Origin of the sequence: Brachyspira pilosicoli (genome assembly GCF_008016535.1) — a bacterium.
GTDB lineage: Bacteria > Spirochaetota > Brachyspiria > Brachyspirales > Brachyspiraceae > Brachyspira > Brachyspira pilosicoli_A.
The window spans coordinates 1-14,629 of sequence record NZ_SAXY01000028.1 but is presented as its reverse complement, the minus strand read 5'-3'; the positions used below and the strand labels follow the sequence as shown (position 1 = coordinate 14,629).

At 25.7% G+C, this 14,629-nt stretch carries 7 protein-coding genes; 2 read left to right on the top strand and 5 right to left on the bottom strand.

Going from position 1 to position 14,629, the window contains the following annotated elements; all coding sequences use genetic code 11:
- Positions 1–622 precede the first annotated feature (622 nt).
- Both EPJ72_RS04065 and EPJ72_RS04060 read left to right on the top strand, forming a co-directional pair.
- Positions 623–2,125 (top strand): TolC family protein, encoded by a 1,503-nt coding sequence (locus EPJ72_RS04065; RefSeq protein ID WP_147730953.1) that lies wholly within the window; start codon positions 623–625, stop codon positions 2,123–2,125.
- A gap of 41 nt (positions 2,126–2,166) precedes the next feature.
- The gene (locus EPJ72_RS04060) at positions 2,167–5,334 is read left to right on the top strand and encodes an efflux RND transporter permease subunit (protein WP_147730952.1); all 3,168 of its coding nucleotides are present in this window, start codon (positions 2,167–2,169) and stop codon (positions 5,332–5,334) included.
- A gap of 549 nt (positions 5,335–5,883) precedes the next feature.
- On the opposite strand, the gene EPJ72_RS04055 is transcribed toward EPJ72_RS04060, so the two are convergent.
- From EPJ72_RS04055 to EPJ72_RS04035, 5 genes are all read right to left on the bottom strand, one after another.
- Positions 5,884–8,010 (bottom strand): tetratricopeptide repeat protein, encoded by a 2,127-nt coding sequence (locus EPJ72_RS04055; protein WP_147730951.1) that lies wholly within the window; start codon positions 8,008–8,010, stop codon positions 5,884–5,886.
- Between the two features lie 42 nt (positions 8,011–8,052).
- A complete protein-coding gene (locus EPJ72_RS04050; RefSeq protein ID WP_147730950.1) occupies positions 8,053–9,627 on the bottom strand; it encodes a tetratricopeptide repeat protein in 1,575 nt (524 codons plus the stop codon).
- 331 nt (positions 9,628–9,958) lie between these two features.
- Entirely contained in the window at positions 9,959–10,447 is a 489-nt protein-coding gene (purE, locus tag EPJ72_RS04045; RefSeq protein WP_147730949.1) for a 5-(carboxyamino)imidazole ribonucleotide mutase, read from the bottom strand.
- A 51-nt stretch (positions 10,448–10,498) separates the two neighbouring features.
- Complete coding sequence (locus tag EPJ72_RS04040; protein WP_242004907.1) at positions 10,499–13,270, bottom strand: DUF2971 domain-containing protein; 2,772 nt, start codon at positions 13,268–13,270, stop codon at positions 10,499–10,501.
- 93 nt (positions 13,271–13,363) lie between these two features.
- On the bottom strand, positions 13,364–14,629 hold a 1,266-nt coding region (locus EPJ72_RS04035; protein ID WP_439897257.1), incomplete at its 5' end, for a type IIL restriction-modification enzyme MmeI.

Here is a 14,629-nt window from a genome sequence, read left to right as displayed (position 1 = left end):
TATTGTTTAAAATATATAAAAGTGATAAAAAGCATAGTTTCCAAAGAAAGTTTTCTTGGTCTGCCATTATTAAAACCTTTATATACTTTTCTTAATTCTTCTAAAAGAAATAAATATGTTTTTTTAAGCCAATCACACTTTGACAATCAATCATTTTTATAAAATCCTTTTTTACGAATATATTAACATAATTCTTACTTCTTTGAAACTATAAATTGATTTGTCAAGTACTTTTGAAACAAGTCTACTGTAGACTGTAGACTGTTTAGATAAAAGTTTAAATATAACATGTAATTCAGTATAATATATTTTTTTTTTATATGTCAACAAAAATATGAAAAAACAACATATTTGTTGGTAAAGATTAACCAAAAAGGCTGCATTTTTTAGCTTAAAATTTTGGTATTATTTTATACTTGATACATATTCTTAATATCTCAAAGCAAAGCAATACAATTGCCATATATACATATATATTAGTAGTGAGCTTAATTTCTATAAAGATAATTTACAAAAAACAAAAAATGTAGTTTATAATACAATAGTAATTTTTCTGTACTTGATATAATAAATAATCATAAATAAAATATAAATTATAATAATAATGAGGTTTTGTACAAAAGTGTCAAAAAAATTATTATATTATTTTACCGCATTTTTATTTTTATTAAGCAGTTCAATATACACTCAAACAAATGCTGAAATACTCTCTTATGCAGAATATATTGAAAGAATAAAAAATATAATACCAGAAATGAAATTAACAGCGATACAAGAGAGTAATGCATATAATAATCTAACAAAAGCAAAAAGCTCTGGAGATGTTAAGTTTGATTTACAGGCAGGAGCAATAGGCACACAAAAACACTTTGATGAATATAATATTATACCAACAGCGGATTTTATGCATAATGGTATGAGAATAGGTGCGGGATTTAGCGGACTTATACCATATTCTGGCACAAGATGGTCTGTAAAAATACAGCATGACAGCTACTTTGGTGATTTAAAAATGGGAGAGGTGGAAATACCTGTAGATACTCCTTTAGGAACTGTTGTAGGAAGACTTCCAAATTTAAGCACAAACAATTTTAAATATTATGCCCCAAGTATTGAAATACAAATAGCTCAGCCTATATTAAGAGATTTTTTTGGTAAACTAGATATGTACCCAATAAAAGATGCAGAATATCAATTATCAATAGCAAAACTAAAAAGAATAATAGATGATAACAGCGTATTAACATCATATCAAAAAATATATTATCAGTGGGTTATGTCTACAAAACTTATAAAGCTTTATGATGAAATGATTAGAGAGGCAAGAGGCTTTGAAAATCAAATATACAAAAGATACACAAGCGGCGTAATAGATAATGATGCCTATCAAAATGCAAGAAGACAAACACTTAAATATAGAGAAGCAAGAAATAAGTCAGAGTTAATTTTAAAAAAGATAATTAGAAACATACAGTTTTTTATACCAGAAGAGAATGTTGAGCCTAATGAAGATGATTGGGAGAATATGCTTGAAACTTCAATTAATGCTAAAATAAATGTTGTGCCATTTTTAGAGAGTGCTCAGGGTCAGATGGCTTATCAATTAAAACTAAGAAGCGAATATGCATTATCTATAATGAAAAATAATTCTCTTCCAGATTTATCTATAGTTGGAAGTGTATCATTATCCACTTTAGATGACAGCGGTTATTTTAATTCTTTTTCAACTATGACAAATGTTGAATATTTCGTGGGTTTAATGTTTTCTTATCCTATAGGCGGAAGAGATGCTAAAGCTAAAATGGAAGATGCGTATAATGCTTTAACAGCCGTTACTGCAGATTTTGACAGGGTAAACAGAGATTTTGATGTGCAGATTGGAACATACTACGACGAGTTTGAGGCGTATAAAACAATGCTTGAAGATAAAAAACTTGAAGTACAGGCTTTATTCTCGAGAGTGAGAACTCAAAATGAAAGATTTAGGCAGGGAAGGCTTCCTGTTGATGAGATAATTAATGCAAGATTAGATTTGGTAAATGCTCGGGCAGAACTTCTTAATTTGGAATATATGATAATAAGCACGGTGATGGATTATAACTCGCTTGTGCTTCTTAACAACTAAAAACATAATAAAACTCGAGGTATTATTAATAAAGAGGTATTATGGATAAAATTGTAGAATTATTTGCTAAAAACAGATTATTAGTAAATGTAATAATATTAATTACTATAGCAGTTGGAATGTTTTCTTATACTGCCATAAAAAAAGAGGCTTTCCCTTCTACAAACTTTGATGTAATGATAGTGCAGGTAATATATCCTGGTGCTTCGCCTCAAGATGTTGAACAAAATGCTATGATACCTATAGAAGATGAGCTTCAAACTATAGCGGGTATTGATGAGTTTTATTCTATAATGATAGAAAATGCTGGTATTCTTACAATTAGAATAGACATGAAAATAAAAGATACAAGACCTATAAAAGATGAAATATTTAGAAGGCTTCAAAATGCACCGAATGTATCTCAAGATGTTACAGAGATAAAAATTACAGAGGCTAATGCTAATAGAGTTCCAATATACAATATAGGAATAAAGTTTAAAGAAGGCATGGAAGGCACAGAAAAAGAGCTTTATGATATATCAAAAAGATTTGAAAAAGAGCTTAAATATGTTGATGGGGTTGCAACCGTTGAAGTATATGGAAGAACAGACCCAGAGATTCAGATTATAGCAGACCCATATAAACTTCAAGAATACTACACATCATTAAGCGAAATAGTGCAGGCATTATCTTTAAGAAATGTAAGACTTACAAGCGGAAGCATGAAGCCGGATGAAAGCGAGGGGCTTGATGCAAATAATAAATTATTAGTTACAACTGGGCAATTTCAAGACCCTCTGTCAATCACAAATGTTATAATTCGCTCAATATTCAACGGAAAGCCTATAAGAATATCTGATGTGGCAAGAGTAGAAGAGATGTTTGTTGATAAAACTGTGTATATGAGAGTTAATAAAGAAAATGGATACTCTATAAACATAGTAAAAAAAGAAGATGCTGATATATTAAAAACAATAGAAAATGTTAATGCTTACTTTGAAAAAAATAAATCCACTATTCCAAGCAATATAGAAATAGTTCCTATGTTTGACAACTCAAGAACCATTAACGACCTTCTTAATGCTGTATCATCAAACATCATCACTGGTTTTATTATCATATTTATAATACTAATAATATTTTTGGATTTTAAGAGTGCAATATTTACTTCTCTCGGAATGCTTATTGTTATATCAGTTTCTTTGATATTTATGACATACTCTGGAATTACATTTAATATTATATCTCTTGGAGGGCTTATCACTGTACTTGGTATGATTGTAGATAACTCTATAGTTGTATCAGAGAATATATTTAACTTTCACCAAAGAGGTTTTAAAGGTTTAGATGCCACAAAGAATGCTGTTCATGAAGTATTTATGCCTATGCTTATATCAACGCTCACAACAGTTGCTTCTTTTGTGCCTATTCTTTTTGTGGGCGGCACTATGGGAAGGCTTCTTAATCAATATCCTAAAGTTGTAATTATAGCTTTAATTGCAAGTATATTTCAGGCTGTATTGATACTTCCAAACAACTTAATAACTAATGAAGAGCTGACAGGCATAAAAAAGAAAAAAAGATTTAATTTTAAAAATCCGCTCGACTTCGATAAAGATAAATTGTTTGATAAGCTAAAAATACCTTTTGTTAAATTTTTGAAACTTACTCTCAAACATAGATATTTAGTATTAATATTTTTTATAAGTATATTTATTGTAAGCATATTTATATTTAAAATAGTATTTTCTCAGTTTATACTTGTTTATGATACGAGTGCTGATGTTGTCGTTATTAATATGGATGCTGGTGTTGGAGCTCCATTATATAAGACAGAAAAATATTTAAGCGAAATAGAAGATATTATTTACAAAACAGTAGACACTAATGATATGATTGCAGTTTATAGTTTACTTGGAAAGCAATTAGATAAAAACACAGTTGATATTTCTGAAGAAATGGACAATCTCGCAGGAACAATTATATATTTAGTGCCAGCAAACAACAGAAAAAAAGTAGCATACGATATAGCAGATGATTTAGAAAAAGCAGTTGAAGAGGCTGGTCTTAGAGATGAATTAGCACTTCTTACAATACATACAAAACTCCCTATAACACCAGGTAAGGCTGTGGATGTAAAAATAATAGGAAATGATACTGAAAAAGTTAAAGAGGTTAAAGACAAAATAAAAGCACATTTATTAACATTAGAAGGCGTTATAAACTATGATGATGATGACAAGATTGGTATGGAAGAGCTTAGAGTTTTATTTGATTATGACAGAATGAGTGAGCTTGGTGTAAATGTGGCTTATGCGGCAAGAGAATTGAGAGCTGCATATTCTGGAATAGTTGCTACTTCTATTCAGCAATTTGAGAACAAGCTTGATTTTAGAGTGCGAATGGAAAAAAAATACACTTACGATACAAATGTATTAAACAATTTATATATGCCAAGCACATACGGAAGGCTCATACAATTAAAAGATATAGCAACAATAGAAGTTACAAATAATCAATCAAGCATAAGGCACTATAACGGTAAAAAATCCATAACACTAACAACTGATATAGTATTAGGAAAAACTACTGCTATAAGAGTAACAGACTCTGTTCAGAAATTCTTTAACTCTATTTCTCAAGATTATCCTAATATAACTATAGAGTTTGGAGGCGAAGTAAAAGAAACTAAAGAGCCTATGCAAAGCATATTGTATGGATATTTTGTAGCTATTATAGCTATATATATAATACTTTTATTACAATTCAATAAATTTGTTCAGCCTCTTATGATACTTGGAATAATACCTTTTGGTGTTGTTGGTGTTATATTAGGTTTTGCTGCACATGGTATGCCTATGTCATTTGTGGGAGCTGTTGGTATAGTAGGGCTTGCTGGAGTTGTTGTTAACAATGGTATTATAATGGTTGACTTGATAAACAGAATATTAGAAGAAGGCAACATACAATCAAAACAAGATGTATTTAATGCAGTAGTTGAAGGGGCAGGAGATAGGTTTAGAGCAATATTTTTAACAACAGTTACTACAATATTTGGGCTTCTTCCTACAGTTTACGGAATTGGAGGTAATGCAGATTTAATTGTACCTATGGTTATGGCTATGGCTTATGGACTTTTATTTGCTTCGCTTTTAACATTAATATTTTTGCCTAGCTTGTTTATGATATCAGTAGATTTGAAATTAGTAAAAGTGAAATACAAATGATTTTGAGTTTTTTGTTTTAATTATTTGCAGGGCTTTGCCCCGCACCCCACTTCTTTTATTGGTATAAAAGAAGCGAAAGAACTGCATTAAAAAAACTAGCTTTTAAGCATATTCCAAAATGCAGATATTATCTTATACTAATACATATTCCTAAGACATTAGAGATAATACTTGTACTTTCGAGAAATGTATACGAATAAGCGAAATAATTTGTACTTTTTGCAACTTTGACGAAGTCCGCAGAGCGTAAGCTGCGGGAAAAAGTTGAATAAAAAATCATATAATAAAATATAATTATTTTAGAATATATTTTTTAAGTTTTATTGTTCTCGGGGGCTAGCCCCCGTACCCCCCAGTTCTTTTGTTGGCACAAAGAACCAAAAAGACTGCATTTAATGAAGTATAGCTTTTTATATATAACAAAATATAAATATTATTTTAGTTTTATATATTCCAAACATACAACGCTATAGTCCTTGCACTTTTTGCTTATTTGACGAAGTAAAACCGCGACCATAGAAAGTGCCTTCGGTATTGCTATAAAAAAACTTATATACTTTGGATTTTATAAGATAAACCAAATATACATGATGTTTCTAATTCTTTTCCTGATTCTATATCTTTTATTTTTTCTTTTGCATCATTATTGTATTTATCTATTTTTAAAATCCTTTTATATGTTTTTAAAGCATTATCTTTTTGATTTAATTTTATATAAAGTTCTGCAATAGATTCTAAGTAAAATGTACTGTCTTCATTATCTGTTATATTTTCTTTATATATTTTTATAAGCTCTTCATAAATAGGGATACTGCTTTCTGGTTTTAAAACTTTTTGATAGAACCATGCTAAATATGATAAATCTTCCATATAGTAATCTATTTTATTTTTATAATCATCATTATCTGCACTAGATATTTTTTTATTTTCAAAACTTTTTATCTTTTTAAGACATACTTCTATAGCTTTATTGTATGTTTCTAATGCACTTTCTTTATCATCAATTTTCAAATATAAATCTGCCTGTATTTTTAAAAGCTCATAATCATTTTTATTTTTTGATATTTCTTTATCATACTCTTTTATTAAGTCATTATATATTTCAAAGGCTTTTTCTTTATTTCCTATTTTTATATAAATATCTGCAGTTTCTTTTAAATATTCTTTTTTGTATCTCTTATATTTTTTTATAAGTTCTCTGTATTTTTCAATAACTTTTTTATAATATAAATTTCTATTTTCTATATCATTAAGCTTATCATATAAAGAAGCAATATTTTTTAATATATCAAGTTTACTGCTGCTATTTGTATATATGTATGGGGATAGTTCATCAGCTATTTTAAAATATTCTTTATATGCTTCTATAGCATTATTATATTTTCCAAGCATTTCATAACATTCTGCTAATTTTTTATGATATTGGCATGGCTCATTTAAAATTTCTATAGCTTTATTATAATAATTAACAGCCTCTTCATAGTTTTCTAATTTTTTATAAATTTCAGCAATATTAACATAATAGGCTGAATTTCCACTGTCAATTTCTATAGCTTTATTGTAATAATCAATAGCCTCATTATAATTTTCTGCTTTTTCATAAGTACTGGCAATATCAATATAACAATTCAATGCATCATCGGGGTAGATTTTTATAAGCATCTTATATGCATTTATTGCCTTTTTATAATTTTTGCCTTCTCTATATGTTTCAGCTATATTTTTATAATTTTCTATGGATATTTGATTATATAATTCCATAGCTTTATCATATTCTCCATATCTTCTATAAAGAACTGCAAGCTCTTCACGGCATGCATTTGACAGACAATAATACCAACTATCATCTATAATATCATTATATGCCTCAATTATATCATTATAAGTTTCGCTTCCTTTAAAATCCTTATCATCATCTGGTATAATCATAAATGGTGCTGATATATCTTTTTCTATACTGTCTTTCAAAGCGTACAAAGCATCATCATTTTTACCGAGTTTTTTATATAAATCATACAATGATTTTAATGCATTTAAACAATCATAAAAATAATCATCTAACTCGCTTCTTACATTTATATCTAATGCCTTTTCATAACTTTTTAAAGCTTCATCATACTGTCCGTTTTTTTCATAGCTTAATCCTAAATAATGCCAATAATCAGACTCATCATGAAAATCACTAAAACAATCTATTGAATATTTTATGGCTTTTTTAAAATTTTCTATAGCCTCTTGGCTTTTTCCTAAATATAAATTTATTTTCCCAAATGTATAATAATAATATTCTTTATTGTTATTAATTGTTTCTGTATAATTTATTTCAGCTGCTTTTTTATGAAACTCTATAGCTTTATCATAATCTCTGTCATAATAATACGATGCTGCTAAATAGTATAATACTTTATCTTTTTTATAATTAAGATTTAAAAGTTTTTTTAATGTTATTCTTAATTTTTTATATACATCATTAAAATATGAATCATCATACTGTACCAGAGCTAATAAAAATAATAATTCTTTATTATTAGGATCATTTTTTAAATGCTTCTTTAATATTTCTTGAGCTTCTTTATAGTAAAGTACATCATCATATTCAAGTTCTTCATTATTTATTTTTTTATTTATTAATTCTTTTATTTCTTCTATTGTGTAATTTTTTTTATTATTTTGCATTTTATTCTCCTATTTTTTATAAAAAATTAATTTATAACTTTATTATTCATCAAAATTATTTGTATTAATTCCTATGTCTTTTGCTATGTTCAATATTTCTTTTGCCAAATCATCTTTATTTAATTTTTTATAACAGCTGTAAAGTCTATGATAAATGCCTATTTTTTCATCATAAGAATATTTATTTAGAACATCAAAATATATAAATAAAGCTTCTTCATACATTTCTAATTCTTCAAATATTTCTCCAATTTCAATAGAAGTTATATAACCATCATTATAATGAAATTCATTCATGTATGTTTTTATATTTTTACTTTCAAAAAAATGTATATCTTTTTTATTATTATCTTTTTCTCTGTATATGTAATCATTAAAAACTTCTTTTATTTTTTGATATTCTTCTAAATCTTTGTAGCTTAATAATGTGTATAATAATTCTTCTTTACTAACTCTTTCATATTTCCAATCAGTATTATAAAAATGTTCTTTTTCTTCTTCTGTTTCACAGTATTTATACAGATCTTTATAATAAAAGTTTTTTAATATTTCCGCTCTGTTTTCAAAATTACTTATTAATTTATTATATATTTTATAAGCCTTTTTATCTTTTCCCTGTTTTTTATAACTTGCAGCAAGATAATATAAAGGAACTCTATAGTCTTTATCTATTTCTAATGCTTCTTTTGCTGCTTCTATTGCTCTGTCATAATCATTAGATAAAAATCTGTATTTTGATAAATAAGCCCAGTTTATTTCTTCATCAGGATCAATATTAGCCATTTTTTCTCTCATATACGCGGCTTTGGAATATTTTTTAGCAGCCTCATAAATTTTAGATAATCTTTCCATATAAGCTAGCATATAAAAATATTTATCATTATCTTTCGCCAATTTCAGTATTTTTATTGCTTCTTTACTGTATCCTAGAAATAAATATATATCAGCTAATTTATATCCGTAATTGTTATAATCCATATATATATTTTTTCTGCAAATTTTTGCTGCTTTTTTGAATTGATTTGTTGAATATAGATATATATTTAAAAGTGATTTTTCATCATATAATAATTTATATAACTCTACAGCATTATCATAACTATGTACTATTTCATAAATATATGCTAATCGTTCAGTTAAAGATTTTGAATAACAGATTTGATAAAAATTTTCAAGCAGATTAATAGCTTCATCATATTTATTTATCAAACATAGAATATTTGATATTTCTATTGTCATTTTTTCATCACTGCTTTTTAATTCAATAGCTTTTTGTATAGTTTTATAGGCATTATCTTTATCATCTAATTTAATATAAGTTCTTGCTAAATTAGCAAATACTCTTATATCTTTATCATTAATTTCAAGAGCCTTTAAATATGCTTTTTCAGCTTCTTTAAAATTACCATCCATATCCAAGTAATTACCTAATATTTTCCAAGCATTATAATCATTTTTTTCTATCTCCAAATACTTCTTTAAATATATTTTTGATTTTTTATAATCTTCAATTTGCATATATGATGTGTATAGTGTTTTTAATGCTTCTTTATTTTCTGATTCATTTGATAGTATTTCTTTTGCTTCTTTAATTTTTTCTTTTATAGTTTTATACATAATCATTAGCTCCTATTAATTAACTCTTTATTAATATTATAAAGTAATGCTATGACAAAAAATGTCGCAAAAACTGCTTATTTTTATATATCTAAAAATATAAATTTATTAACAAAATTTTATTTGATGCATGGTAAGATACATTTTATATATAATTTAAATGTTATTATCATCAATTTATATTTATAAAAAATTAAAATAATATGTGCTTTTGCAACTTTTTGCTGCGGGAAAAAGTTGATAGAAAATTATTCTTTAAATATAAGCGTAAATAAATATATTTCAGAATTTTTATACTTAATCCTCGCCAATATGTTTTAAAAAAACTCTACTAAATACCAAAATCTATCGGCTTCTCGTTATCTGAAATAAAATCTTCTTTCATCTTTTTCCTATATTCTATTAATTTATTTCTTACACTCTCATATTTTAAAGACAACATTTCAACAGCAAGCATACCAGCATTATAAGAATTATTTATACCCACAGCAGCAACAGTTATAGGCTTTGGCATTTGAACAATAGAAAGTAAAGCGTCCATTCCATCAAGCACACTAGCACTAATTGGAACCCCTATTACGGGAAGTATTGTTTTAGAAGCTATAACACCAGGCAAATGAGCAGCAAGACCAGCACCTGCAATTATCACTTCAAAGTTTTGATTCTCTATATCTTTAATAGTTTTTTCAAGATGTTCAGGCACTCTATGGGCAGACAATACAAAAGCCTTATATTCAATACCAAACTCTTTTAAACATAAGGCAGCATTTTTCATTTTATCAGTATCGCTTCTGCTTCCAAAAATAATAGCTACTTTCATATATACAACTCCTATAAATAAAAATTTTGAAATAATTATATATTCTATTGCTTATTTATCAATATTTTTGTGTTCATAAGGCTTAATATTAATCTTAAAAAGCTCATTGTCATCAAGTTCAGCCTGATAGAGTTTAATTCTTTTATATTTTTTAGTGTTTTTATTTTTGTTTTTTTCATTAATTGAGTTCACTATATTGTATACAAGCTCTTTATCTTCTTTTGACGTCTGTACACCGAAACAAATGCTTTTTATTGGTAAATTAATAAGTGTTCCATTTGGATTTTCATTTTTTTCATCATAAAAAAGTATACGGTACTCGTCTTCATATTCCCATTCTTTTGATTTTACCATAAATAATTCTATAATATTATTTAATGGTTTATTATCTATTAAAGCATTGCTAATAAAATTAGGACTGATTAAAAAACTGTCTGTGTTTTTTGTGTCATATGATATTATTATATCTTTTATATTTTCTATAATATTAAATGATATCGCTTTTTTATTATAACTAATTTTTTTTAAAATTATGTTAGTTTTATCTATGACATTATTAATATCATATTCAATACATATACCTTGATGTTTATCAGAATAATGACTCCACATCAAAGTACTATCATTATGGGTGGTTAAACAAGCAACTTTCATTCTTTCAAGCAAATAATTATAAGATTTATCATAACTATTTTTTTTGATAAAAGGATCAACAGGGTCATTAAAATTTTTCGTGTTACTGCACCACAAAGTATTATTTATTATATTTCTTAAAGTATTTTTATTAACCTTTGTATAATTATATAAACTATTACTTTTTATTTCGTAATAATATTCTTTGTTAGAAAAATCATCTAGAATTAATTTATTTATAATTTCTTTATTATTGAATATAATTTTATTTTCATCAATATCTATTTTATTTTTTATGTATAATAAATCTCTTGTTATAGATGATGAAATATTAAATAAATCATAAGTATAAAAAATTCTTTCATTAAATATTTTTTTATATAATTCTAATATCACATTTTTATATAAATTAAAAATATCATTTTCTTTGCTTTCTAATTTTAATAAAACCTCTATTTTTCTATTTTGTATACTTAATTTATGATGATAAGATTTAGAATATTTTTCTGATATATCATAATTTTTAATAGCTTCATTATAATTTTTTAAATGATAATAACATAAACCTTTATAATAGTAAGATAAATCATTTTCTTTATTTATCTCAATTACTTTATTAAATTGATTTAAACATTTATCATAATATCCTAAAAGATAGTAAAACCCTCCCATTTTTGAAAGTATGAATTCGTCATTAGGTTTTAATTCTATAGCTTTATTAAAATCTTTTTCAAACATTTCATAATATTTATTGTAATTTTCATCTTTTTTTAAAGCCAAATTTACACAACATAGTCCTCTATTATAATAGCCAACTTCTGAATTTGGATTTGATTCTATAAAATTATTTATATTTTCTATTGCTTCTTCATAATTTTGTAAATTAAAATTTGATGAAAAAATATAATAATATAAAAATATATCATTAATATTAAGAGAAATAGCTTTGTCAAAATATTCTAAAGATTCTTTATATCTTTCTAATTGATTAAGAGATATACCTATTCTATAATATGCATCTGCATTCTTCTTATCAAATTTAATATATTCGTTTAAATTTATTAATGCTGTTTCAAAATGTGAATTATTATCCTCTAATAAACCTAATGAAATATATGCTAACCCACTGCCATAATATATTTTATAATCATTAAAACCTAATTCCATAGCTTTATTATAATCATTAATAGCTAATTTAAAATTATTAGCATCTATATTTTCATTTACTAATCCTAAGTTATAATAACAAGATGCTCTATTATAATAGTATTCTCCATTATTTGAATTATAATTTATAGCAATATTAAAATTTTCTAAAGACTTTTCAAAATATTCTATATTATTATTTGAAGATAAAGCTAAATACATATAGGATATTCCTTTCCTATAATATGCTTCTATTTTATTATTATTTAATTCAATTGATTTATCAAAATCATTTATTGCATTATTTAAATATATTATATTATTATCTTTACTATCATTAGTTTTTATTAAATTTAAATAAGATGAACCTTTTAAAAAATAAATATCATTATTATTAAATCCTAATTCTTTTGCTTTATCAAAATCTTTTATTGCTAATTTAAAATTATTCATATCATTATTATTTTCTATAGCAATGTTATAATAACAATTAGCTCTATTATAATAATATTCTCCACATTTTGAATTATATTTAATAGCCATATTGAAATCATCTAATGCTTTATCATATTTATTTAAATGAACATAAGATAAAGCTCGTATACTATAACTTTCATCATATTTTTTGTTTAATTCTATTATTCCTATTTCATTTTTTATATTTTTTTCAAATTCATTTAAAAAAAGTATTACATTATCAAAATCTTTAATTGCTTTGTTAAGATATTCTTCACTATTACTTTCATTTAAAGCCAAATAAAAATAGCATAATCCTCTGTTATAATATGTAGCTCTATTATCTGGTTCAATATTAAAAACTATATTAAAATTTTTTATTGCTTCTAAATATTTATTACTATCCATATTGTATAAAGCCAGTTGATAAAGTGATTTAGCTTTATAGAAATATAGTTCAGGATTTTTATCATCAATTTTTAAACCTTCATCACATAACTTTATTATTTTATTATCATGTTTTCCATCATTATATTTTTCTATTTGCTCAAAAATTTTTTTTAATTGTTTTTCTTTATCATTATTCATAATTATTTCCTGAACACCAATGAATATACTCTATAGTAAAAATAATTTGTTTTTTTGCAACTTTTTTAACGAAAAAAGTTGATAAAAACAAAATCATAAATTATCAATATACTTCTCATACATTTTGAATAGGAATTTAATTCTGTCGCTTTCGTTTTTGAGTTCATTTTTTTTAAGTCCGTATGCTTTGTCAACTTCAGCATCTAACTTATTGTGAGCATCAATTAAAGCCTTAGGCATAGTTAAAGGGTCATAAAGGTCGGCGAGTGATGAGTCTGGAAACATAGCCCTAGCATCAAGCACTGCCTTAGCATTAACCTCTATGCTTTTCTTAATGTCAGGAGTTACAGATAAAGGCCAAGGGAAATTGTTGTATACTATGTCTTTGGAATATCTGTAATCAGCCTTAAGCCTACCGCAAACATACTTAACCCAAACCATATGCATGATTGATGTAAGCACACCAAAATAATATAACTCAGAAGTGTTTATCATAGAACAAGCATTACTAGCTATTATATTTTTGTCAATAAAGCCTATAGGTATATAAGTTCTTCTTGATGAAGTATTTAAAGGAACTACTATATAATTATTTTTTGGCTGTCTTATCTCTCCAAATAAATAAGGAGTGTTTGCAAGTTTAATAGTTGCATCTCTTGTAGAATTTAATCTATGTTTTTTTACTTTTTCTACCCTTTCTATTACTAAAGGCATTTTTTTTAATTCTGCAGGCGAAATATTTTCAAGCCATAAACAATATCTTTTCACATTATTTATATATTCATCACTTCCTATAAACCTCTTTATATATTTCTCTGCATTAGGTTCTTTTTTTATAAATTCTTCTTTTTCTTCTTCTGTTTCAAATAATAAATATCCGCCATCATTAGGCATACTTCCAAATACCATTTTTGGTACATTGCATATTGATTCTTTTCTGCTTCCTACAAAAATATTTTCAAAATCTATTAAATAAGGGTTAATATTTTCGGATATTATTTCATGAGGCTCGCCCTTTATATCCTCATAGTCAAAAAGTCTTTTCTTATCCGCTTCAAAATTAGCAAACCCTATTATCACACAATGTACATGTGCCTTGCCTTTCGCTTCATTATTCCATTCAAAAGTTCTATGGGCAAAATGTATATGCACCCCGCAGTCTTTTATAAGGTTCTCCCACAATATACTCACCTGCGTACCCTGTGTTATAGAGTTGGTTGAAACAAAAGCGACTTTTATTTTTGTACCCTTTATAAACTCTGCCGACTTTTTATACCAAGCACTTACATAATCTAAATCCCCATACCCTTTCATATTATTAAATACTCTTTTCATCTCCTCGCTTTGCTCTTTGCTTTT

What these genes read in the sequence shown, in the direction of transcription:
- EPJ72_RS04050 (WP_147730950.1), bottom strand. Translation starts at nt 9,627, where the DNA reads ATGTATAAAACTATAAAAGAAAAAATTAAAGAAGCAAAAGAAATACTA.
- EPJ72_RS04060 (WP_147730952.1), top strand. Translation starts at nt 2,167, where the DNA reads ATGGATAAAATTGTAGAATTATTTGCTAAAAACAGATTATTAGTAAAT.
- purE (WP_147730949.1), bottom strand. Translation starts at nt 10,447, where the DNA reads ATGAAAGTAGCTATTATTTTTGGAAGCAGAAGCGATACTGATAAAATG.
- EPJ72_RS04040 (WP_242004907.1), bottom strand. Translation starts at nt 13,270, where the DNA reads ATGAATAATGATAAAGAAAAACAATTAAAAAAAATTTTTGAGCAAATA.
- EPJ72_RS04055 (WP_147730951.1), bottom strand. Translation starts at nt 8,010, where the DNA reads ATGCAAAATAATAAAAAAAATTACACAATAGAAGAAATAAAAGAATTA.